Consider the following 26,337-nt stretch of genomic DNA (forward strand, 5'->3'; position numbering starts at 1 on the left):
ATGGAGCTTGATGACCGGTTGCTGCCGATAACGCGCGGGCAGTTAGATATTTGGCTCGGGCACGAAACGGCTCACTTCGGTGCGGAGTGGCAACTTGGGCTATTCGTTCGAATCGAGGGGGCGGTAGAACACGATGCCCTCGAATGGGCGATCCGCTTGGTGGTGCGCGAAGCGGAGCCTCTGAGAGCGGCATTCTTTGAAGTCGACGGCCAGGTTTTCCAAAAACCGATCGACTACCCGGACGTCGAACTGGCTTTCCACGACCTAAGCGACTCAGCGCAACCTGCGCAGGAAGCGCACAAGCTCGCATCTTCGATTCAGTCCACCCCCATGTCGTTCAATGGGCCACTCTTCAAATTCGCGTTATTCAAGACCCGGCCCAATGAGTATTACTTCTTTGGGTGCTGCCACCACATCGTCCTTGACGGGTCCGGTATCGCGCTGGTCGGCCAACGGATCGCGTCCGTCTACTCCGCAGTTGTCTCCGGCGCCCCCATTCCTTCTGCGCTGTTCGGCTCCTTGGCGGATCTCGTCGAGTGCGAGTCGGAATACGAAGCGTCCAACGACTACCAACTAGACCACGCTTACTGGAGCAAGAACCTTCCGCAGGAAGCAGGACCGAGCTACCGGTTGTCCCAAGGCGCGACCGATGGTTCGTATTGGCCGTCCGCGCCCGTGCGGTTGGACCCCGCGATCCTTCGCAGAGTTCGACAGTTGTCGGACTCGTGGGATGTGCCTCAGACAGCGGTTATCACCGCGGCGTGTGCGCTGCTGGTGCGTGCGTGGTGTGCCGAGAGCTCAGAGGTGGTGCTCGACTTTCCGGTCAGCAGGCGGGTGAGCCCGCAGTCGAAGACGCTTCCCGGGATGATGGCCGGCGTTGTGCCGCTGGTGTTGACGGTGTCGCCGGAGTCCTCCGTCGCCGTTCTCTGCGAGCATGTCGACGCGCGCATCAGGGAAGCGTTGCAGCATCAGCGGTTTCCAGCGCAAGCACTCGAGCGCAGAACGCACTCCCGCGGCGCAGGTCAGCTCGCCGAGAGTGTCAGCGTCAACTTCCTGCCCTCCTCGTTCACGTTGGACTTCGGTGGTGCCGCGGCATCGGCGTCACTGATCAATGCCGGTGTGGTGGGCGGTTTGGCGTTGGTCTTCTCCAGCGCCGGTGAAGAGCTGTTCCTGAGCACGATGGGCGCCGCTCAAATGCTTGCCGATCTCGACGTCTCCGATCTTGCGGCGCAACTGCAGCGGGTGTTGGTGGCGATGACCGCCGAACCGACGCGACGGCTCTCGTCGATCAACCTGCTGGATACCGCCGAAAAGGTCTTGGTGGATGGGTGGGGGAATCGCGCGGTGCTGGCCGAATCGGTGGCCAGGGTTTCTATTCCGGAGCTGTTTTCTGCGCAGGTGGCCCACACGCCTGAGGTGGTGGCGCTGGTGTGTGGGGAGCGGTCCTGGACATATCAGGAACTGGATGAGGCTGCGGATCGATTGGCGCATGTGCTGGCCGGGTTGGGTGCGGCTCCGGGTGAATGTGTGGCACTGCTGTTTTCGCGGTGTGCGGAGGCGATCATCGCGATCTTGGGGGTATTGAAAACCGGGGCCGCTTATCTGCCGATCGATCCGGGCCACCCTGATGCGCGGATCGCGTTCATGCTCGGCGATGCCGCGCCGGTGGCGGCGGTGACGACCGCGGGCTTGGCGGGGCGGCTGGATGGTTTTACGGTGCCGGTTGTCCGTGTCGACGATCCCCGCCTTGCCAGGTGCGGGGCGGCCATGTTGGCGGCGCCCTCGGCCGATGATGTGGCGTATCTGATCTACACCTCGGGCACGACCGGTGTCCCGAAGGGGGTGGCGGTCACCCACCACAACGTCACCCAGTTGCTTCACTCAGCGGATCGGGCGCTGGTGGCACCGGATCAGGTGTGGTCGCAGTGGCATTCGTACGCCTTCGACGTGTCGGGCTGGGAGATCTGGGGCGCCCTGCTGGGCGGCGGGAGGCTGGTTGTGGTGCCCGAGTCGGTGGCGAGTTCGCCGGACGACTTCCACGCGTTGTTGGTGACCGAGAAGGTCAGTGTGCTGTGTCAGACCCCATCTGCGGTGGGAATGTTATCGCCGGAGGGGTTGGAATCGGCGGCCCTGGTGGTGGCGGGGGAGGCCTGCCCAGCAGAGTTGGTGGATCGCTGGGCGCCAGGCAGGGTGATGATCAACGCCTACGGCCCTACCGAGGCCACGGTGTATTCGGCGATCAGTGTGCCGTTGACTGCGGGACCAGGAGCGGTGCCGATCGGCGCCCCTGTGCCCGGAGCGGCGTTGTTTGTGCTCGATGCGTGGTTGCGTCCGGTGCCGGTCGGGGTGGTTGGTGAGTTGTACGTGGCCGGCCGTGGCGTGGGGGTTGGGTATGTGCGCCGTCCAGGTTTGACGGGGTCGCGGTTTGTCGCGTGCCCGTTCGTAGGAGAGGGAACGCCAGGACAACGGATGTATCGCACCGGCGATCTGGTGCGTTGGGGCACTGACGGGCAACTGCAATACCTGGGCCGCGCCGATGAGCAGGTCAAGATCCGCGGCTACCGCATCGAACTCGGCGAAATTCAGGCAGTTTTGGCGGGGCTAGGCGGGGTGGCGCAAGCGGTGGTCGTCGTGCGCGAGGATCGTCCCGGTGACAAACGTCTAGTCGGATATGTCACTGAAACATCGGATGGCACAGTCGATCCTGGCCAGATCCGCGCCGTGTTGGGCGAGCGGCTGCCGGCTTACATGGTGCCCGCGGCCATCGTTGTTCTCGACGTGCTGCCGTTGACGGTCAACGGCAAACTCGACAGGCGTGCGCTGCCGGCACCGGAGTGGACCGCCGGTGAGTACCGAGCCCCGGCGACCCCGACCGAGGAAATCCTGGTCGGCATCTACGGCGAGGTACTGGGGCTGGAGCGCGTCGGGGTCGACCAGTCATTCTTCGACCTGGGTGGGGACAGCATTCTGGCAATGCGCCTGGTTGCCAGGATCAACACCGGCCTGGGTGCGCACCTCGGGGTGCGCGCAGTGTTCGACGCGCCGACAGTGGCACAGCTGGCTCTTCGGGTAACCGAGGAAGGCGACCGGCGTGAGCCGCTGGTGCCGGTCGAGCGACCGTCAGTGGTGCCGTTGTCCTATGCGCAGAGCCGGTTGTGGTTTCTCAACCGCTTCGAGGGTGGGGCAGCGACCTACAACATGCCCACGGCGTTGCGGATCAGTGGAGCGCTTGACGTGGAGGCGCTGGACGCCGCGCTTGATGACGTGATTTCGCGGCATGAAGCGCTGCGCACCGTCTTCCCCGATGTCGACGGTGAGCCGTTCCAGCGGGTGCTGCCTGCCGAAGCGGGGTCGTGGCGGCGCGGGGGACCGGCGGTGGTGTCGCTGCCGGAGTCGCAGGTGGCCGTCGAGTTGGCGGCGTTGGCGGGATACCGCTTCGATCTGGCCGCGGAGATCCCGATTCGTGCGCAGCTCTATGCGACGGGCCGCGAGCAGTATGTCCTCGGAATTGTGGTGCACCACATTGCTTTTGACGGTTGGTCGCTGGCTCCGATGGTGCGGGATGTGGCCGAGGCGTATCGGGCGCGCAGGCAGGGCCGGGCCGCCGGCTGGCCGCCGCTTGCCGTTCAATATGCCGATTACACGCTCTGGCAACAGGATTGGCTCGGTGACGAGGCCGATCCGGACAGTGTGATCGTCGCGCAGTTGGCCTACTGGCGCCAGGAACTCGCCGATCTGCCCGAGGTGGTAACGCTGCCGGCGGATCGGCCTCGCCCGCCGGTGCCCAGTTACCGCGGTGACGGCGTGGAGTTGGCCATCCAACCGCAGCTGTGGGCGGGCGTCAAGGCGGTTGCGGCAGCACACAATGCGACACCCTCGATGGTGTTGCAGGCGGTCATGGCGGTGGTGTTGCACCGAGTCGGGGCCGGCGACGACCTGGTGTTGGGTACCCCGATCGCCGGACGGTCCGACGCCGCGCTTCATGATCTGGTCGGCTTCTTCGTCAACACGTGGGTGTTGCGGGTCGGGATGGCCCCTCAAGATCACTTCGATGAGGTCCTGGCGCGGGTGCGCCACAAAGCACTCGATGCCTACAGCAACCAGGATGTGCCGTTCGAGTTGCTGGTCGAGCAACTCAACCCGGTGCGCTCCGCCTCGCATCATCCGCTGTTCCAAGTCGCTATGGCCTTCCAGAACAACGTGCTGCCCGAGATGGCGCTCGACGGGGTCAGCGTTGAGCCGGCCGGCCTCGATACCCGCACCGCCAAGTTCGACCTCGACATCCAAATCAGTGAGGTGGCCGGCGATGATCCACGTGCGCCGATGGCCGCCGGGGTTGTCACCTATGCCACCGACCTGTACGACCGGGCCACGATCGAGCGGATGGTCGGCTGGTTCGGCCGGGTGATCGAGGCGGTGGTCGTCGACTCCTCGGTCGTGATCGGCGACGTGGCGTTGCTTGATCGCGGTGAACGTGACCGGGTGCTGACGGAGTGGTCGGGCGGCCAGGTGGACGCACCGGCGGAGATGACGACGCAGCTGTTGACCACGGCGGTGGCCGCCGCCCCGGACACGTTGGCCGTCATCGACGGTGCGCGGGAGCTGTCGTATCGCGAGCTGGATGGATGGTCGACCCGGTTGGCGCGGGAGTTGATCGAGGCGGGGGTGGGCCCGGAGCGCGCCGTGGGCGTGGCGATGGACCGGTGTGCGGAAATGGTCGTGGCGTGGTGGGCGGTGCTCAAGGCCGGCGGCGTGTATGTGCCTGTGGATACCGCCCATCCGGTGGAGCGCATCGCGACGGTGCTGGACGCTGTGGACGCGCTGTGCGTGTTGACTTGTGGGACGGACACTTTGGCCGGGGCCGGACCGCGCCCAGTGCTGCGGGTGGACGCTCTGGACCTCTCGCGACACAGCGCGGAGCCGATCACCGACGCCGATCGACTGGCTGGGCTGCACATCGACAACGCCGCTTACGTGATCTTCACGTCGGGCTCGACCGGGGTGCCGAAGGGGGTGGCGGTGCGTCACGCCGGTCTGCCGATCGTGGCAGCAGCCCATCGCGAGCTGTTCAAAGTGGGCGTCGGCGAGCGGGTGCTGATGGTCGCCGCACCGACTTTCGACGCCTCGATGTTCGAGTGGTTGTGGGCGGTGGGGTCGCGGGCGACGTTGGTGGTGGCCGGTCGCGACGCCTATGCCGGAGAAGCGTTGACCGCGGTGCTGTCGGCTCAGCGGGTCGATGCGGCATTGCTGACTCCGACCGTCCTGGCGACGCTCGATCCGGCCCGTATCGGTGGACTGGACACGTTGGTCACCGGCGGGGAGGCCTGCCCGTCCGAAACGGTCGCCGCCTGGGCGCCCGGGCGCCGCATGTTCAACGCTTACGGCCCGACGGAGGCGACCATCTGGGCCACCTACGCTGCGCTGTCGGCGGGACAACCGGTGCGCATCGGCGCGCCGATCCCCGGAGTGTGCGCGCTGGTGCTCGATGCACGGCTCAACCCGGCACCCGTCGGGGTGGTCGGCGAGTTGTATCTCGGCGGGCCGGCAGTCGCACGCGGCTATGTGGGCCGGGCGGGGTTGACCGCGGAACGGTTCGTCGCCAACGCCTACGGACCGGCAGGGGAGCGGATGTATCGCACCGGGGATCTGGTGCGCTGGACGGAGACTGGCGCGCTGGATTACCTTGGCCGCGCCGACACCCAGGTCAAGTTGCGCGGGCAGCGGTTGGAGCTCGGCGAGATCGAGAACACTTTGCTGGCCTGCCCCCAGGTGACTCGGGCGGCGGTGAGCTTGCACCACGGCGACAACGGCTCGCACTTGGTGGCCTACGTGAGCCTCGACCAGGCTACTGCCGCCGATGACGAGACCGAGACGGTCGACCAGTGGCAGCACATCTACGACGAGCTGTACGACGCGCAGATCGAGGTGTCGGAGTTCGGCAGCGATTTCCGCGGCTGGAACAGCAGCTACACCGACGAACCGATACCGCTCGCGGAGATGGAGCAGTGGCAATCGGGCACCGTAGACCGGGTCATGGCGTTGGCGCCGCGGCGGGTGCTGGAGATCGGCACCGGTTCGGGTCTGGTGTTGTCCCAGATCGCCCTGGCGTGTGAGGAGTATTGGGGCACAGACTTTTCCGCGCCGACGATCCGCAAGCTGCAAGCGGCGGTGGCGGGGCAGCCATGGGGTGATCGGGTCACGCTGCTGACCCAGCCCGCTCACCTCACCGGGGCACTGCCGCAGGGTTATTTCGACACGATCGTCATCAACTCGGTCATCCAGTACTTCCCCAGCGCCGGATACCTGGCCCAGGTCATCGACACCGCGGTAGATCTGCTGGCCCCGGGCGGGGTGTTGTTCATCGGTGACGTCCGCAATTACAGCTTGCAGAGCGCGTTCCAAACCGGCGTCGTGCTGGCCCACACTCCCAACGCCGCGAACGCCGATACCGCCGAGCTCCGCCAACGGGTTGCCCGAGCGATGCTGGGCGAGCCTGAATTGCTGTTGTCTCCAGAGTTTTTCGTCAGCTGGGCCGCCGAACACGCCTCGGTGGCGGGGCTCGACATTCAAGTCAAAGCCGGATCAGCCGACAACGAGTTGACTCGCTACCGCTACGACGTCGTCGTACACAAGACTCCCACCTCAGTGCGGTCGGTGGCCGACGCACCCACCTGGGAGTGGACCGCTTACGAAGGCCTGAGCGGGCTGCACGCCGCACTGATGTCGCAGCGCCCAGACACGGTGCGGATCAACGCGATTCCGCGCGCCGGCCTGATCAGCGACGTTCTGATCGAACGAGCCTTGGCCGACGGCTTGTCCGTAGCCGATGCCGTGGCCCAAAGCAGCACCGCCGAGGCTGTTGTCCCCGAGCAGCTCTACCGTCTCGGGGAGACCACCGGATACCACGTCGTGGTCACCTGGGGTGCGCAACCCGGCACCCTCGACGCCGTCTTCGCCATCCCCCCTGCGGCCGGACAAACCGCCGTGTTGACGGGTGTGTACCTGCCCCCTCCGCGAGTCGGCCACCCCAGCACCTATGCCAACGACCCCCACACCAACACCAAGATCAGCGCGGTGCGCCAATGGGTGAGCGCGCGCTTGCCCGATTACATGGTGCCGAGCCAGTTGGTGGTGCTCGACGAATTTCCCATGACCTCGTCGGGCAAGATCGACCGTAAGGCGCTGCCCGAACCGCTCATTGCCGCATCACCTTTCCGGGCTCCGCAGACCGAGACCGAGGAGATCGTCGCTGCCACCTTCGCCGAGGTCTTGGGCGTGGACCAAGTGGGGCTGGACGACGACTTCTTCGCCTTGGGTGGTGATTCGCTGGTCGCCATTCGGGTCAGCGCTCGCCTGTCATCGGCGTTGGGCAGGGAAGTGCCGGTGCGCACCCTCTTCGATGCGCCCACCGTCGAAGACCTGGCCGACCGTCTACACCGGCAGCCCAGCGGCACCGTTCGCGCGCCGTTGCAGGCGATGCCGCGCCCGCAGCGGGTGCCGTTGTCGTTCGCCCAGAGCCGATTGTGGTTCCTGGACCAGTTGCAGGGGCCGTCGCCGATTTACAACATGGCGGTGGCGTTGCAGCTGGCCGGACAACTCGACGTCGACGCGCTGGGGGCGGCGCTGGCCGATGTGGTGGGCCGGCACGAAAGCCTGCGCACCGTGTTCGCGGCGGACGAGGGCATACCTGCGCAAGTGGTGTTGTCCCCCGAGCAGGCCGATTTCGGCTGGCAGGTCGTCGATGCGGGTGACTGGTCGAAGGCCCGGCTGCGCGAGGCGGTCGGCGCGGTAGCCCGCCACAGCTTCGATCTCACCATTGAGATTCCGTTGCGGGCAAGGCTTTTCCGCGTTGCTGAGGATGAGCATGTGTTGGTGGCGGTGGTGCACCATATCGCTGCGGACGGCTGGTCGATCGCTCCGCTGGTGGCTGATCTGGGGGTCGCGTATGCCAGCCGGTGTGCTGGGCAACGCCCGGATTGGGCGCCGTTGGCGGTGCAGTACGTCGATTACACGCTGTGGCAGCGTGAGCAACTGGGTGATCTCGAGGATGCCGAGAGCCCCATCGCAGCGCAGGTCGAGTATTGGGAACAGGCGTTGGCGGGGCTGCCTGAGCGGCTGGAGTTACCCACTGACCGGCCCTACCCGCCGGTGGCCGATTACCGCGGGGCCAGTGTGTCGGTGGACTGGCCGGCCGCGTTGCAGCAGCAGGTCGCCCGGGTGGCTCGCGAGCACAACGCGACCAGCTTCATGGTTGTGCAGGCCGCCTTGGCGGTGCTGCTGGCTGAGATCAGCGCGAGTTCTGATGTGGCCGTGGGAATCGCGGTCGCCGGTCGTGGTGATCGGGCGCTCGATGAGCTGGTGGGGTTCTTCGTCAACACACTGGTGCTGCGGGTCGATCTGGCCGGAGACCCGACCGTCTCCGAATTACTGGCGCAGGTCCGTCAGCGTGGCCTGTCCGCCTACGAGCACCGGGATGTGCCGTTCGAGGTGCTGGTGGATCGGCTCAATCCCGCCCGCAGCTTGACCCATCACCCGTTGGTGCAAGTGATGTTGACCTGGCAGAACCTTCCCTGGAACACAAGCGGTTCCGCGGCCGATCTCAGTTTGGGTGATGTGCAGGCGTTCCCGCTGCCGGTGGACACGCATACCGCTCGTATGGATTTGGTGTTTTCGTTGGCCGAACGTTGGACCGAGGCTGGTGAGCCCGCCGGGATCTCGGGGATGGTGGAGTTCCGCACCGACGTGTTCGACACCGACAGCATTGAGGAGCTCGTCGACCGATTGGAGCGGGTGCTGGCGGCGATCACCGCCGACCCGAACCGGTCGTTGTCGTCGGTGGATGTGCTCGATGCCGCAGAGCACGCGTTGTTGGACGAGATCGGTCACCGGGCGGTGTTGGCCCGGCCGGCGACCGAAGTGTCGATTCCGGTGTTGTTCGCTGAGCAGGTGGCCCGCGCCCCGGAGGCGGTGGCGCTGCGCTGTGGCCAGGTGTCACTGACGTATCGCGATCTTGACGAGGCGTCGAATCGGTTGGCGCATTTGCTCGTTGGTGAGGGGGCCGGCCCGGGTGAGTGTGTGGCGGTGCTGTTTCACCGCTCGGCGGCGGCGATCGTGGCGATTCTGGGTGTGCTGAAAACCGGGGCGGCGTATCAGCCGATCGATCCGGCTGTGCCGGACGCGCGGATGCGTTTCATGCTCGGCGATGCGGCGCCGGTGGCCGCGGTCACCTCCACGGGCTTGGCCCAGCGCCTGGAGGGTTTTGGTCTGACGGTGGTCGATGTCGAGGATCCCCGCATCGACAGCTATCCGTCGACGGGTCTGCCTGCGCCGGCTGCCGAGGACGTCGCTCACGTCATCTACACCTCGGGTACCACCGGCACGCCGAAGGGGGTGGCGGTCACCCACCACAACGTGACCCGGCTGTTCGACGGGCTCAATGTCGGTGTCGACATGGGCCCAAAGCAGGTCTGGACCCAGTGTCACTCCTATGCTTTCGACTACTCGGTGTGGGAGATCTGGGGTGCGCTGCTGCACGGCGGGCGGCTGGTCGTGATACCAGAGGAGGTGACCCGCTCGCCGCAGGATCTGCATGCAGTGCTGGTCGCCGAACAGGTGACCGTGCTGAGTCAAACGCCCTCGGCGGTCGGAATGTTGTCCCCGCAGGGACTGGATTCGGCGGCATTGATGATCGCCGCCGAACCGTGCCCGGCTGAGGTGGTGGATCGTTGGGCGCCCGGCCGGGTGATGATCAACGGCTACGGCCCCACCGAGACCACGGTGTATGCCACGATCAGCGCTCCGATGGTCGCGGGGTCGGGCGACGTGCCGATCGGTCTCCCGGTGCCCGGCGCGGCGTTGTTCGTGCTCGACGCCAGATTGCGGCCAGTGCCGGCCGGGGTGGTCGGCGAGTTGTATGTGGCCGGTCGCGGCGTGGGTGTCGGGTACGTGCGCCGGGCCGGGTTGACCGCGTCGCGGTTCGTGGCGTGCCCGTTCGGAGGCGCGGGCGCCCCAGGGCAAAGGATGTATCGCACCGGGGACCTGGTGCGATGGGGCGCCGACGGACAGCTGCGCTATCTGGGCCGCGCCGACGAACAGGTCAAGATCCGCGGCTACCGCATCGAGCTCGGTGAAATCCAGGCCGTCTTGGCCGGGCTGAGCGGGGTAGAACAGGCCGTCGTCATTGCCCGCGAAGACCGTCCGGGCGACAAGCGCTTGGTCGGCTACGTGACGGGCACCGCCGACCCCGCGCTTCTCCGCACCGAGCTCTCCGAGCGGCTCCCGGCCTACATGGTGCCGGCGACGGTGATGGTGATCGAGACGCTGCCGCTGACCGTCAACGGCAAACTCGACAAGCGCGCGCTGCCGGCACCCGACTACAGCGATGTCGATGGCTTCCGTGCCCCGGCCACTGCAGTCGAGGAAATACTGACCGGCATCTACGCCCAGGTGCTCGGGCTCGAGCGCGTCGGTGTCGACGATTCGTTCTTCGACCTCGGCGGGGACTCACTGTCAGCGATGCGGGTCATCGCCGCGATCAACACCGCGCTGGACGTCGACGTTGCCGTGCGCACTCTGTTCGACGCGCCCACCGTGGCTCATCTGGCGCCGCGTATCGAGGAAGGTTCAGCCGGGCTTCCGCCCCTGTTCGCCGTCGAGCGGCCGGCCACCGTGCCATTGTCGTTCGCTCAGCAGCGCTTGTGGTTCCTCGAGCAGTTGCAGGGGCCCTCAACGGTTTACAACATGCCTGTGGCGTTGCGGCTGGCCGGACAGCTTGACGCCGACGCGCTGGGCGCTGCGCTGGCCGATGTGGTGGAACGCCAGGAGACGCTGCGCACGGTGTTCGCGGTGGTCGACGGTGTGCCTCAGCAGTTGTTGGTGCCTCCCGAACGGGCGGACTTCGGTTGGGACGTCGTTGATGCGCGAGACTGGTCGGCGGACAGGCTGAATCAGGCCATCGATGAGGTGGCGTTCTACGCGTTCGACCTGACCACCGAAATTCCGCTACGGGCAACGCTTTTCCGCGTCGCCGCCGAAGAGCATGTGCTGGCGGCGGTGGTGCATCACGTCGCCGCCGACGGCTCGTCGATCAGCCCGCTGGTGGCTGATCTGGGGGTCGCGTACGCCAGCCGGTGTGCCGGGCAACGCCCGGATTGGGCGCCGTTGGCGGTGCAGTACGTCGATTACACGCTGTGGCAGCGCCAGCATCTGGGTGATCTCGAGGATGCCGAGAGCCCCATCGCCGTGCAGCTCGCGTATTGGGAACAGGCGCTGGCGGGGCTGCCCGAGCGGCTGGAGCTACCCACCGACCGGCCTTATCCGCCGGTGGCCGATTTCCGCGGAGCCACCGTGGCCGTGGACTGGCCGGCCGACGTGCAGCAGCAGGTGGCTCGCGTGGCCCGCGAGCACAACGCGACCAGCTTCATGGTGGTGCAGGCCGCCCTGGCGGTGCTGCTGGCCGAGATCAGCGCGAGTTCCGATGTGGCCGTGGGCTTCCCGATCGCCGGACGGCGCGACCCGGCACTCGACCCGCTGGTGGGTTTCTTCGTCAACACCCTGGTGTTGCGGGTCGACTTGGCCGGGGACCCCACCGTCTCCGAGCTCTTGGCACAGGTGCAACAGCGCGCCCTGGGCGCCTACGAGCACCAGGACGTGCCCTTCGAGGTGCTCGTCGAGCGGCTCAACCCCACCCGCAGCCTCAACCATCACCCGCTGGTGCAGGTGATGTTGGCGTGGCAGAACTTCGCCGGTGATCCCGTGGCCGATCTCGCCTTGGGTGACGTACAGGTCGCTCCGGTTCCGGTCGACACCCGCACGGCCCGAGTGGATTTGGCGTTCTCGCTGGCCGAATGCTGGACCGAGGCCGGCGAGCCCGCCGGGATCAGCGGCACGGTGGAGTTCCGCACCGATGTGTTCGACACCGCCAGCATCGAGACACTGGTCGGCCGGCTGCGCCGGGTGTTAGCGGCGATGACCGCCGACCCCGCACGCCCGTTGTCTTCGGTCGACGTGCTGGACGCCGACGAGCGGGCGCAGCTGGACCGGTGGGGCAACCGTGCGGTGTTGGCGCAGCCTGCGACGCCGGTGTCGATTGCGGAGTTGTTCGCCGCACAAGTGGCGCGCGCGCCCGAGGTGGTGGCGCTGGTGTGCGGAGACGGCTCGTGGACCTATCGCGCTCTCGACGAGTCGTCGAACCGGCTGGCGCATCTGCTGGCCGAGCAGGGCGTGGGATCCGGCGAGTCGGTGGCGCTCATGTTCCCCCGCTCGGCCGAGGCAATCGTGGCGATCCTGGGTGTGCTCAAGACCGGGGCGGCCTATCTGCCGATCGATCCGGCGGTGCCGGCGGCCCGAATCGAGTTCATGGTCTCCGACGCCGCGCCGAGGGCCGCCGTCACCACCGCTGAATTCGCCGAGCGGCTCGACGGATTCGACGTGGTGGTGATCGACGTGGACGATCCGTGCATCGAGGAGTACCCGTGCACGCCGTTGCCGGCGCCGGCCACCGACGACGTCGCTCACATCATCTACACCTCGGGTACCACCGGCACACCGAAGGGGGTGGCGGTCACTCAACACAACGTCACCCAGCTGTTCGATGCGCTCGACGTCGGTTTCGAATTGGCGCCGGGGCAGGTGTGGACGCAGTTCCATTCCTATGCCTTCGACTTCTCGGTGTGGGAGATCTGGGGTGCGCTGCTGCACGGCGGCCGGCTGGTCGTGGTCCCCGATTCGGTGGCGCGATCCCCCGAGGACTTCCACGCTCTGTTGGTCACCGAAAAGGTCAGCGTGCTCACCCAGACCCCGTCTGCGGTGGGCCTCCTCTCACCGGAAGGTCTGAATTCGGCGGCGTTGGTGATCGGCGCCGAGCCGTGTCCGGCTGAGCTGGTGGACCGGTGGGCGCCCGGCCGGGTGATGGTCAACGTTTACGGCCCGACCGAAACCACGATGTGGGCGTCCAAGAGTGCGCCGCTGGCGCCGGGGTCGGGGGCGCCGCCCATCGGCTCGCCGGTGACCGGTGCTGCCTTCTTCGTGATGGACAAGTGGATGCGTCCGGTTCCGGCCGGCGTGATCGGCGAGCTGTACCTGGCTGGCCGTGGCGTCGGGGTTGGCTATTGGCGCCGGGCCGGGCTGACCGCGTCGCGGTTTGTGGCGTGCCCGTTCGAGACGCCGGGCGCGCGCATGTACCGCACCGGCGACCTGGTGTGCTGGGGTCCTGACGGCCAGCTGCAGTACTTCGGCCGCGCCGACGAGCAAGTCAAGATCCGGGGCTACCGCATCGAGCTCGGCGAAATCCAAGCCGCGCTAAGCGCTTTGGACGGAGTGGAGCAGGCCGTCGTCATCGCCCGCGAGGACCGCCCCGGCGACAAGCGCCTGGTCGGTTACATCACCGGCACCGCCGATCCGGCCGAGGCGCGCGCGGCGCTGGCCGAGCGGCTGCCGGGCTACATGGTGCCGGCCGCGGTGGTGGTCATCGACGTGCTGCCGGTCACCGTCAACGGAAAACTCGACAAGCGCGCGCTGCCGGCGCCCGACTACTGCGAGGTAGACGGCTACCGCGCCCCCAACACCGCGGTCGAGGAGATCCTGGCCGGCATCTACGCACAAGTGCTCGGCTTGGAGCGGGTCGGCGTCGATGACTCCTTCTTCGATCTGGGTGGGGATTCGGTGTCGGCGATGCGACTGGTCGCCGCGATCAACACGGGCCTTGACGTCGACCTCGGAGTGCGCACCTTGTTCGACGCTCCGACGGTGTCCAAGTTGGCCCCGCATATCGGCGAGGGTTCGGGTCGCCGCCAGCCGTTGGTTCCGATGAACCGGCCGGCCGTGGTGCCGTTGTCGTATGCCCAGAGCCGGTTGTGGTTCCTCAACCGGTTCGAGGGCGGGGTGGCGACCTACAACATGCCGATCGCCTTCCGGATCAACGGTCCGCTCGACGTCGAGGCGCTCGAGGCGGCCCTCGATGACGTGCTTGCCCGCCATGAATCGCTGCGCACGGTCTTTCCGGACGTCAGCGGGGTGCCGTCGCAGCAGGTGCTGCCCGCGGAAGCCGGAATGTGGCGGCGCGGAGGCGCGGCGGTGGAGTCGGTGTCCGAGCAGGACGTGGTCACGGAGTTGGCGACACTTGCCGGATACCGGTTCGACCTGGCCGGCGAGATTCCGATTCGTGCGCAGATCTATGCGGTCGGGCAGGAGCAATATGTGGTGGGAATTGTGTTGCACCACATCGCTTTCGACGGCTGGTCGATGGCGCCGATGGTCCGCGATGTCGGGGAGGCGTACCGGGCGCGGCGCCAAGGCATGGCCCCGAGTTGGGCGCCGCTACCGGTGCAATACGTGGATTACACACTGTGGCAACAGGAGTGGCTCGGAGTCGAGACCGATCCCCACAGCGTGATCGCTGGGCAGTTGGCGTACTGGCAGAAGGAGTTGGCCGATCTGCCCGAGGTGGTTTCGCTGGTTACGGATCGGCCCCGGCCGCCGGTGCCTAGTTACCGTGGTGACGGAGTGGAACTGCGCATCGACCCGCAGCTGTGGGCGGGGATCAAGGCGGTGGCAGCGGCCCACAACGCCACGGCCTCGATGGTCATGCAGGCCGTCCTGGCCGTCGTGTTGCACCGGGCCGGGATGGGCGAAGACATCGCGCTGGGCGCCCCGATCGCCGGACGGTCAGATCAGGCGTTGAACGAATTGGTCGGATTCTTCGTCAACAGCTGGGTGCTGCGGGTGGGCGTGGAATCCGGGCAGCGGTTCAGCGACGTGCTCGGGCAGGTACGGCAAAAGGCATTGGATGCCTACAGTAATCAGGATGTGCCGTTCGAGCGGCTGGTCGAGCAACTCAACCCGGTTCGCTCCACGTCGCATCACCCACTATTCCAGGTAGCGTTGGCCTTTCAGAACAATGTGCGGCCCGATGTGGCGCTCGATGGAGTCGACGTCGCACCGGTCGAGGTGGTTACCCGCACCGCCAAATTCGACCTCGATTTCGATCTGAGGGAGCTTGCGACCGAGGACCCTGCGGCGCCGATGGCGACCGGGGTGGTGACTTATGCGACGGATTTGTTCGACCGGTCCTCGATCGAGCGGTTGGTGGGTTGGTTTGACCGGATCGTCGAAGCGGTGGTGGCCGATGCCTCGGTGGTGATCGGCGACGTGGCGTTGTTGGATCGCAGCGAGCGCGACCTGCTGGTGTCGCAGTGGTCGGGTGCCGGGGTGGCCGCGCCGGTTGGGTTGACCTCGCAGGTGCTGGCAGCGGCTGTGGCCGCCGGACCGGAGACGGCGGCCGTGATCGATGGTGAGCGGCAGCTCTCGTATCGCGATCTCGATGAATGGTCGACGCGGCTGGCGCGGGTGCTGATCGAGGCGGGGGTCGGCCCCGAACGCGCGGTGGGCGTGGCGATGGACCGCTGCGCGGAATTGGTGGTGGCGTGGTGGGCGATCGCCAAGGCCGGCGGCGTGTATGTGCCGGTGGATCGCGCTCATCCGGTAGAGCGCATCGCCACTGTGCTGGACGCCGTCGATGCGGTGTGCGTGTTGACATGTGGCGACGACATGCCGGCGGGGGCGGGATCACGCTCAGTGCTGCGGATCGACGATCTGGACCTGTCGGGGCGCAGCGCCGAGGCGATCACCGACGCTGATCGGCTGGCTGCACTGACGGTGGAGAACGCCGCCTATGTGATCTTCACGTCGGGATCCACCGGCGTTCCCAAAGGGGTGGCCGTCAGCCACGCCGGTCTGCTGGGGCTCGTCGCGGCGGAACACGAGGCGTACGGGTTGACCACCGGGTCGCGGGTGTTGATGGTGGCTGCGCCGACGTTCGATGCGTCGGTCTTCGAGATGTTGTGGGCGGCCGGCGCGCAAGCGGCGTTGGTGGTGGCCTCGCCGCAGGCCTATGCCGGGGAGGCGTTGACCGCGGTCCTGCACGGTCAGCAAGTCAGCGCGGCCGTCCTGACGCCGTCAGTGTTGGCATCGCTGGATCGAAGCCGGCTCGATGGGCTCGCCACGCTGGTCACTGCCGGAGAGGCTTGCCCGGAGGAATTGGTGGCCGCTTGGGCGCCTAGCCGGCAGATGTTCAACGCTTACGGCCCCACCGAGAACACGATCTGGGCGACCGGCACCGCACCGCTGTCGGCTGGGCAGCCCGTCGACATCGGCGCGCCGATCCCCGGCGTCTGTGCGCTGGTCTTGGATTCGCGATTGAACCCAGCCCCGGTCGGAGTGGTCGGGGAGCTGTACCTGACCGGGACGGCGCTGGCACGCGGCTACGTGGGTCGGCTGGCATTGACTGCGGAGCGGTTCTTGGCCAACCCATATGGGGGAGCCGGGGAACGGATGTATCGCACCGGGGATCTCGTGCGCTGGACCCCGGCTGGCACGTTGCAGTATCTCGGGCGTGCCGACGCACAGATCAAACTGCGCGGGCAGCGCATCGAGTTGGGCGAGATCGAAAACACTCTGCTGGGCTGCCCGCAGGTCACCCAGGCGGCGGCCACCGTGCATCACAGCGACACCGGAGCGGATCATCTGATCGCCTACGTCGCCCTGGAGCATGCCAGCAGCGTCGATCATGACGTCGAGATCGTCGATCAGTGGCAACACATGTATGACGAGTGGTACGGCGCTGAGGTCGAGTTGCCGGACTTCGGAATGGATTTCCGCGGCTGGAACAGCAGTTACACCGGTGATCCGATTCCCCTCGCGGAGATGCAGGAGTGGCGGAGCGCCACCGTGGATCGGATCTTGGCGCTTCGGCCGCGGCGGGTGTTGGAGATCGGCGCGGGCTCGGGACTGATTCTGTCGCAGGTCGCTCCGAACTGTGAACGCTACGTCGGCACCGATATGTCGGCGGCGGCTGTCGACAACCTTGCGCGCTCGCTGGAGCGGTTGCAGATTCCGTGGCGTGATCGCGTTCAGTTACTGGCTCAACCAGCGCATGTGACCGACCGCCTGCCGAGTGGTTTCTTCGACACCATCATCTTCAACTCGGTCATCCAGTATTTCCCCAACGCCGGGTATCTGGCCGATGTCATTGACGCCGCGCTGGATTTGTTGGCCCCCGGCGGTGCCCTGTTCATTGGGGATGTGCGCAACCACAGCTTGCAGCGGGCCTTTCAAACCGCGGTTGCATTTGCACGAACCAGCACCGACGATGCCGCTGAGATCCGCCAGAGGGTTGAGCGCGCGCTGCTTGGCGAGCCTGAATTGTTGCTCGCGCCGGAGTTTTTCACGACATGGGCTGGGGGGCGCTCGTCGGTGGCCGGCCTCGACATCGAAGTCAAACGCGGCGTGGCCGACAACGAGCTGAGCCGGTACCGCTACGACGTGATCGTCCACAAGAACCCGACAGAAGTCAGGTCGCTGGCCGAGGTGCCGACCTGGGAGTGGAACGCAAGCGGCGGGCTAGAGGGGCTGAAAGCCCAGTTGACGGCGAAGCGTATGGATGCGGTGCGAGTCAGCGCCATTCCGCGTGCCGGCGTGATCAGCGACGTGCAGGTCGAACAAGCTCTGGCCGCCGGGCTTACCGCCGCCAAGGCGCGCACGAAGGCCGTGGCGCCCTCGCAAGCTGTTGTTCCCGAACAGTTGTACCGCCTCGGCGAAAACACGGGATACCGCGCTGTGGTCACCTGGGGCGCGGTACCCGGCACCCTCGATGCGGTCTTCATCGCTGTCAGCAACGGTGCCCGCGGCCCCGCGTTGACCGATCTGTATCAAGCCCCGGCCGCAGCCGATCAGCGCAGCATCTATGCGAATGATCCCGACACCAACACGAAGATCAGCGCGGTGCGTCAGTGGATGAGCGCGCGGTTACCCGAGTACATGGTGCCGAGCCAGATTCTGGTCCTCGAGGAATTGCCGCTGACTCGCTCGGGCAAGGTCGACCGTAAAGCCCTACCCGAACCAGTATTCGCGGCCACGGCCTTCCGCGCCCCGCAGACCCAGACCGAAAAGATCGTCGCCGACACCTTCGCTGAGGTGTTGGGTGTGGACCGAGTAGGCCTTGATGATGACTTTTTCGCGCTCGGCGGGGATTCGTTGGTTGCTACCCGGGTAACTGCGCGGCTTCAGTTGACCCTCGGCCGGGAAGTTCCAGTGCGGTGCCTGTTCGATGCGGCGACCGTCCGCGGTCTGGCCGCCTATCTGCACCGACACGGTGGCGGTGCCGGCCGTCCGGCGCTGCAATCGATGCCACGCCCGGAGCGAGTGCCGTTGTCATATGCCCAGCAGCGGTTGTGGTTCTTCGAACAGCTGCAGGGGCCGTCTCCGGTGTACAACATGCCGGTCGCATTGCGGATGAGCGGACCGCTGGACGCCTCGGCATTGGGTGCGGCGCTGGCCGATGTGGTGACCCGCCAAGAGAGCCTGCGCACGCTGTTCCCGTCGGTCGACGGACTGCCCCATCAACTCGTGGTGCCGGTGGAGAACGCGGACTTCGGTTGGGACATCGTCGATGCCGAAGGTTGGTCGGCATCGCAGCTGGAGGAAGCCGTTGTCGAGGTGGCGCGTCACAGTTTCGACCTGCGGCACGAGATCCCGTTGCGCGCCAAGCTTTTCCGTGTTGCCGACGAACAGCACGTGCTGGTGGCGGTGGTGCACCATATCGCCGCCGACGGCTGGTCGGTCCGTCCGCTGGTGAGCGATCTCGGGGTGGCGTACGCCAATCGGTGTGCGGGCAGGACTCCCGACTGGTCGCCATTGCCGGTGCAGTATGTCGACTACACGTTGTGGCAGCGCGAGCACCTCGGCGACCTCCACGACGACGACAGTCCGATTGCCGCGCAGCTCGCCTACTGGGAGGACGCCCTGGCCGGGCTGCCCGAGCTCTTGCAGCTGCCCACTGATCGGCCTTATCCGCCGGTGGCCGATTACCGCGGCGCCAGCGTGGAGGTGGACTGGCCGGAGCAGCTCCAGCAGCAGGTGCGCGATCTCGCCCGGGAACACAACGCGACCAGCTTCATGGTCATTCAGGCCGCCCTGGCGGTTCTGCTGTCCAAGATCAGCGGCAGTTCCGATGTCGCAGTGGGAATCACGACCGCCGGGCGGGGCGACCCCGCGCTCGATGAGCTGGTGGGTTTCTTCGTCAACACGTTGGTCTTGCGTGTGGATCTGGAGGGAGACCCCACGATCGCCGAGCTGCTGGCCCAGGTTCGCGAGCGCGGCCTGGCGGCATACGAGCACCAGGACGTGCCCTTCGAGGTGTTGGTGGATCGGCTCAACCCCACCCGTAGCCTGTCCCATCACCCCCTGGTGCAGGTGATGTTGGCCTGGAACAACCTGCCCTGGCACAGCAGCGGGCCCGCGGCCGGACTGAGTCTCGGCGACGTTCAGGTCACACCGTTGCCGGCGCAAACCCAAACTGCTCGAATGGATTTGGTGATTTCTTTGGCCGAACGCTGGAGCGACGCCGGTGAACCGGAAGGAATTGGGGGCCTAGTGGAGTTCCGCACCGACGTATTCGACACCGCGTCCATCGAGCTGCTGATCGAGCGGTTGCGACGGGTCCTGATGGCGATGACCGCCGACGTGGCGGCACGGTCATGACTGCAGATCTCACGCGACGCTTGTCGTCGATGGATCTGCTGGACGACTCCGATTACGCGCGGCTGGACGAATGGGGCAATCGCGCGGTCTTGACCGAGCGGACGAACACTCCGGCGCAGTCGATTCCGGAGTTGTTCAGCGCGCAGGTGGCGCGCACACCCGATGCGCCGGCGCTCACCTTCGGTACGCGCTCATGGACCTATCGCGATCTGGACGAGGCGTCGAACCGGTTGGCGCATCTGCTGACCGCGCATGGTGCGGGTCCGGGCGAGCGCGTGGCACTGCTGCTCTCGCGGTCGGCCGAAGCGATCGTGGCGATTCTGGCGGTGCTCAAGACGGGCGCGGCATATCTGCCGATCGACCCGGCGCATCCCGATGCTCGGGTGCAGTTCATGCTCACCGACGCAGCTCCGATGGCCGCGGTCAGCACCGTCGATCTGGCCGAGCGGTTGGCCGGGCATGGATTGCCGATCATCGACATCGACGCCCCCACGGTGCGCAGCCAGCCCGATACGGCGTTGGCGGCGCCAGATCCCGACGATATCGCCTACCTGATCTACACCTCGGGCACCACCGGTGTGCCCAAGGGCGTGGCGATCAGCCATCGACATGTGACGCGGATGCTCGACACCCTTGCCGGTGATCTGCAACTCGCGAATCAGGTATGGACGCAATGCCATTCGTTGGCCTTCGACTACTCGGTGTGGGAGATCTTCGGGGCGCTGCTGCACGGAGGCCGCCTGGTCGTGGCGCCCGACGAAATAGTGCGCTCCCCTCGGGATCTGCACGCCCTGCTGGTCGCCGAACAGGTCAGCGTGCTGAGTCAGACGCCGTCGGCGTTCTATGCGCTTGCGACCGTCGACTCGCTGGAGCCCGAACTCAGGTCGGGGTTGAAGCTCGAGACGGTCGTGTTCGGCGGAGAAGCCCTCGAACCACAGCGAATCCGGACCTGGATGGACGACCATCCGGGATCCCCGCGGATGATCAACATGTACGGCATCACCGAAACGACCGTGCATGCCTCGTTCCGGGAGATCGTCGACGCTGACGCCAACGGAAGTGCCAGCCCGATCGGGGTGCCGTTGGGCCACCTCGCCTTCTTCGTGTTGGACGCCTCATTGCAGCAGGCGCCGGCCGGGGTGGTCGGTGAGTTGTATGTGGCCGGTGCTGGTGTGGGCGTGGGGTATTGGTGCCGGGGTGGGTTGAGTGCGTCGCGGTTCGTGGCGTGTCCGTTCGTCGGCGCGGGGGCGCCAGGACAACGGATGTATCGCACCGGGGATTTGGTCCGGTGGGGCCTTGACGGTCAGCTGGTCTATATGGGTCGGGCTGATGAACAGGTCAAGATCCGCGGGTACCGCATCGAGCTGGGTGAGGTTCAGGCGGCGTTGGCCGGGTTGGACGGGGTCGAGCAGGCTGCCGTCATCGCGCGTGAGGACCGTCCCGGTGACAAGCGGCTGGTCGGTTATTTCACCGGCGGAGCGGACCCGGCCCGGGTTCGCGAGCAGCTTGGTCCGCGGTTGCCCGTATATATGGTGCCGGCGGCGGTGGTGGTGCTCGACGCGTTGCCATTGACGGTCAACGGCAAGCTCGACAAGCGCGCCTTGCCGGCACCGGAGTATGCCGACGCGGACCGCTACCGGGCGCCGGCGACCGCGGTGGAGGAGATTCTGGTCGGCCTCTATGCCCGAGTGCTGGGCCTGGAGCGGGTTGGCGTGGACGACTCGTTCTTCGACCTGGGGGGGGACTCGTTGCTGGCGACGCGGATGATCGCCGCAATCAACACCGACCTCGGTGCCGACCTGGCGGTGCGCACGCTCTTCGAGTCACCCACTGTGGCTCAACTGGCGCCCCGCGTGGATGAGCGCTCGGGTGGATTCGAGCCGTTGACGACGCGGCAACGTCCTGAGGTGCTGCCGCTGTCGTTTGCCCAGCAACGGTTGTGGTTTCTGCATCAGTTGCATGGGCCCTCACCGGTGTACAACCTGCCTGCAGCGTTTCGCATCAGCGGTGCGCTGGATGTGGATGCGTTGGACGCGGCGCTGGCCGACGTGGTGGCCCGTCAGGAGAGCTTGCGCACGGTGTTCGTGGCGCGAGAGGGGGTTCCCGAGCAGGTGGTGCTGCCCGCCGAGCGGGTGAATTCGGGCTTGCGGGTTGTTGATGCCGGCGGTTGGTCAGCGCAGCAGGTGGAGGAGGCCGTCGGCGTCGAGGTCCGGCATGGCTTCGATTTGGAATCTGAGATCCCATTTCGAGCAACACTTTTCGGCCTGGGCAGCGGTGAGTATTTGGTGGTGGCGGTGGTGCATCATATCGCCGCGGATGGCTGGTCGATCAGCACGCTGGTAGGAGATCTGGTCGCGGCGTATGCCAGCCGAGAGTCGGGCCACGCCCCGGACTGGGCGCCGTTGCCGGTGCAGTATGTCGATTACACGTTGTGGCAGCGCGAGCAGTTGGGCGAGCTCGACGATGCTGAAAGCCGCATCACGGCGCAGGTGGCGTATTGGGAGCAGGCCCTGGCGGGATTGCCTGAGCGGCTGGAGTTGCCTACTGACCGGCCGTATCCGACGGTGGCTGACTATCGCGGGGCCAGTGTGGCCGTGGAGTGGCCAGCGCAATTGCAGCAGCAGCTGGCCCGGGTGGCGCGCGAGCACAATGCCACCAGTTTCATGGTGGTCCAAGCCGCGCTGTCGGTGTTGTTGGCCAAGCTGAGCGCCAGTTCCGATGTGGCGGTGGGGTTCCCGATTGCCGGGCGGCGTGACCCGGCCCTCGATGATTTGGTCGGATTGTTCGTCAACACCTTGGTTTTGCGCGTCGAAATGTCTGGCAATCCAAGTGTCGCTGAGCTTTTGGCGCAGGTGCGTACGCGCAGCCTGGCGGCTTTCGAGCACCAGGATGTACCGTTTGAGGTGTTGGTGGACCGGCTCAACCCGGCTCGGTCGCTGACTCATCATCCGCTGGTGCAGGTCTTGTTGGCGTGGCAGAACCTGCCCGTACACAGCGGCGAACGCCTCGCCGGGCCCGAATCCGATGTGCACGTCACGCCGCTGGAGGTGGATACCCAGGCGGCTCGGATGGATCTGACGTTTTCGTTGGCCGAGCGTTTCAGTGAGTCAGGTGAGGCGGCCGGCATCGGTGGGGCGGTGGAGTTCCGCACCGACGTCTTCGACGCGGCGAGTATCGAGGTGCTGATCGGGCGGTTAGAGCGGGTGTTGACGGCGATCACGGCCGACCCGACGCGGTCATTGTCGTCGGTCGATGTGCTCGATGCCGGCGAATACGTGCTCTTGGAGGGGTGGGAGAACCGGGCGGCCGTGTCGCGGGCTGCATCGCTGAGCGGCCGACTGCCGTCCATTCCGGCGTTGTTCGCCGAACAGGTCGCACGGGCGCCACAGGCTACGGCGGTGACATTCGACGGACGCTCGATGACGTATCGGCAGCTGGATGAGGCTGCCAATCGGTTGGCGCACCTGTTGGCCGGCCGCGGCGTGGGCCCGGGAAACACTGTGGCATTGCTGGTTCCGCGATCGGCCGACGCGATTGTGGCGATTCTGGCGGTGCTGAAAACTGGGGCCGCCTATCTACCGATCGACCCGGCGCTGCCGGCGGCTCGGATCGAGTTCATGCTCGAGGACGCCGCGCCGATGCTCGCGGTCACCGCCGACGGCCTTGCTGAGCGGTTGTCCGGACGCGGGCTGGCGGTCATCGACGTCAACGATCCCGCCCTCGCGGGGCAAGCGAGCACGGAGCTACCCGCTCCGGCGGCCGATGAGATCGCGTATCTGATCTACACCTCGGGCACCACCGGTGTCCCGAAAGGTGTGGTCATCACCCATCACAACGTCATCGAGCTACTTGCGTCGTTGTCTGCTGACGTGAACCGGGCCGGGGTCTGGTCGCAGTGGCATTCCTATGCCTTCGACGTGTCAGTGTGTGAGATCTGGGGTGCACTACTGGGTGGCGGGCGGTTGGTAGTGGTGCCCGAGCCGGTGACTCGCTCTCCGGAGGAGTTCCATGCCCTGCTGGCTCGTGAACACGTCGGCGTGTTGAGCCAGACGCCATCGGCGTTCTACGCGTTGCAAACCGCTGACGGGTTGGCGCCCGAGCTGGGACAGCAACTCTCGCTCGAGAGCGTGATATTCGCCGGTGAAGCCCTTGAACCTCAACGTCTTCGAACATGGCTGGACCGCCATCCGCGATCACCGCGACTGCTGAATCTGTACGGCACCACGGAGACGACGGTGCATGCCTCGTTCCGCGAGATCGCCCCAAGCGACGTCGACAGCAATGGCAGCCCGATCGGGGTGCCGTTGGCCCACCTCGGGTTCCTCGTACTGGATCAGTGGTTGCGCCCAACCCCGGTTGGGGTGGTCGGTGAGCTGTATGTGGCCGGTACGGGGCAGGGGTTGGGGTATTGGCGCCGCCCGAGGCTGACCTCGTCCCGGTTCGTTGCATGCCCGTTGGTGGATGCCGGGGCGCCGGGACAACGGATGTATCGCACCGGCGATCTGGTGTGCTGGGGCGCCGATGGGCAGCTGACCTATCTGGGACGCGCCGACGAGCAGGTCAAGATCCGCGGCTATCGCATCGAACTCGGCGAGGTCCAGGCAGCGCTCACTGCGGTTTCCGGCGTGGAACAGGCGGTGGTGATCGCCCGCGAGGACCGCCCCGGCGACAAACGTCTGGTCGGCTATATCACCGGCACCGCCGATCCGGGGCAGGTACGCGCTGCGTTGGTCGACAGGCTGCCGGCATACATGGTGCCGGCGGCGGTGATGGGCATCGATGCGTTGCCGCTGACGGTCAACGGCAAACTCAACAAGCGCGCCCTGCCGGCACCTGAATATCAGGATGCGGACAGGTATCGCGCTCCGTCGAACCCTGTCGAGGAGATCCTGGCCGGCATCTACGCACGGATCCTCGGCATCGAACGGGTCGGTGTCGACGACTCGTTCTTCGATCTCGGTGGCGACTCGCTGTCGGCGATGCGGGTGATCGCAGCGATCAACACCGATTTGGACACCGACGTCTCGGTACGCACCTTATTCGACGCGCCATCGGTGGCGCGATTGGCGCCGCGTATCGGCGAGGGGACGGGTCGGCGCAATCCGTTGGTAGCGGTGGCGCATCGGCCGGCGGCGGTCCCGTTGTCGTTCGCCCAGAACCGAATGTGGTTCCTCAACCAGGTCGAGGGCGAGGTCGCGACCTACAACATGCCGACAGCGTTTCGGATCAGCGGGGCGCTGGACGCCGACGCCCTGGGCTCGGCGCTGGGCGATGTGGTGGCCCGCCACGAGAGTCTGCGCACGGTGTTCCCGGCGGTCGAGGGCATACCCCAGCAGGTCGTTGCTCCCGCCGAGGACGCCGAATTCACGTGGCAGGTAGTCGATGTCAGCAGCTGGCCGGCAGAGCGGCTGGCCGACGCCGTCGGCGCGCTCGTGCGCCACAAGTTCGATCTGACCGTCGATATTCCGTTGGTGGCAACGCTTTTCCGTCTAGGCGATGACGATCATGTGTTCGTGGCGGTGGTGCACCATATCGCCGGCGACGGCTGGTCGATCGCCCCGTTCGTGCGTGATCTCAGCTCGGCCTATGCCAACCGGTGTGCAGGACAGGCGCCGGATTGGGCGCCGTTGCCGGTGCAGTATGTCGACTACACACTGTGGCAGCGCGCCGAGTTCGGTGATCTCGCCGATCCGAGCAGCCCGATCGCCGCGCAGCTGGACTACTGGCAGCAGGCGTTGGCCGGGATGCCCGAGCGGCTCGCGTTGCCCACCGACCGGCCGTATCCGCCGGTGGCCGATTACCGCGGCGCCAGCGTGGTAGTCGACTGGCCTGCTCAGTTGCAGGAGCAGGTGGCGCGGGTGGCCCGCGAACACAACGCGACCGGTTTCATGGTGATGCAGGCCGCGTTGGCGGTGCTGTTGTCGAAGCTGAGCGCCAGTTCCGATGTCGCGGTGGGGTTCCCGATCGCCGGGCGGCGTGACCCGGTGCTCGACGAGTTGGTCGGATTCTTCGTCAACACCTTGGTGTTGCGGGTCGAGGTGGACGGTGACCCGTCCTTTGCGCAGTTGTTGGCCCAGGTGCGCGCGCGCGGACTGGCCGCCTTCGAGCACCAGGATGTGCCATTCGAGGTGCTGGTCGATCGGCTCAACCCTGCCCGGTCGCTGACCCATCACCCGCTGATCCAGGTGATGTTGGCGTGGCAGAATTTCCCCGGTCTCGACGATGACTCGGCGGCCGGGCTGACCCTGGGCGATCTGCAGATCACGCCGTTTACCGCGGAAACTCAAAGCGCCCGCATGGATATGGTGGTGTTCCTGCGGGAGCGCTGGAGTGAGGCCGGTGAGCCCGCCGGAATCGGCGGGATGGTGGAGTTCCGCACCGATGTGTTCGACGCGGCCAGCATCGAGACGCTGGTCGAGCGGTTCCGGCGAGTTCTGGAAGCGATCGTCGTCGAACCCACGCGGCGGCTGTCGTCGATCGACCTGCTCGACTCCGGCGAATACGCCCGTCTCGACGATGTCGGCAATCGCGCGGTCTTGGCCGAACCATTGACCAGGCGGCCGGTGGCGATTCCGGAGTTGTTCGCCGAGCAGGTGGCCCGCGCGCCGGAGTCGGTGGCGATCCGCTGCGGCGAGGTCACGTTGACCTATGGCGAACTTGACGATGCGTCGAATCGGTTGGCGCACTTGCTGATCGAGTTGGGCGTGGGCGCGGGCCGATCTGTGGCGCTGCTGCAGCATCGGTCAGCCGAGGCTGTCGTGGCCATTCTGGCAGTGCTCAAGACCGGGGCGGCGTATCTGC

The 26,337-nt window shown here is 66.4% G+C and carries 2 protein-coding genes (1 of these 2 running past the window's edge); both read left to right on the plus strand.

Going from position 1 to position 26,337, the window contains the following annotated elements; translation table 11 throughout:
* The gene (locus tag AU185_RS21735; protein WP_082684019.1) at positions 1-19,536 is read left to right on the plus strand and encodes a non-ribosomal peptide synthetase; all 19,536 of its coding nucleotides are present in this window, start codon (positions 1-3) and stop codon (positions 19,534-19,536) included.
* Positions 19,533-26,337, plus strand: the beginning of a protein-coding gene (locus AU185_RS21740; protein ID WP_082684020.1) for a non-ribosomal peptide synthetase. 14,348 nt of this gene lie beyond the right edge of the window; only the first 6,805 of its 21,153 coding nucleotides appear in the window; it begins with the start codon at positions 19,533-19,535; its stop codon lies beyond the right edge, outside the window. The genes AU185_RS21735 and AU185_RS21740 overlap by 4 nt, the downstream gene beginning before the upstream one ends.

The organism is Mycobacterium sp. GA-0227b, from assembly GCF_001499855.1.
Lineage (GTDB): Bacteria > Actinomycetota > Actinomycetes > Mycobacteriales > Mycobacteriaceae > Mycobacterium.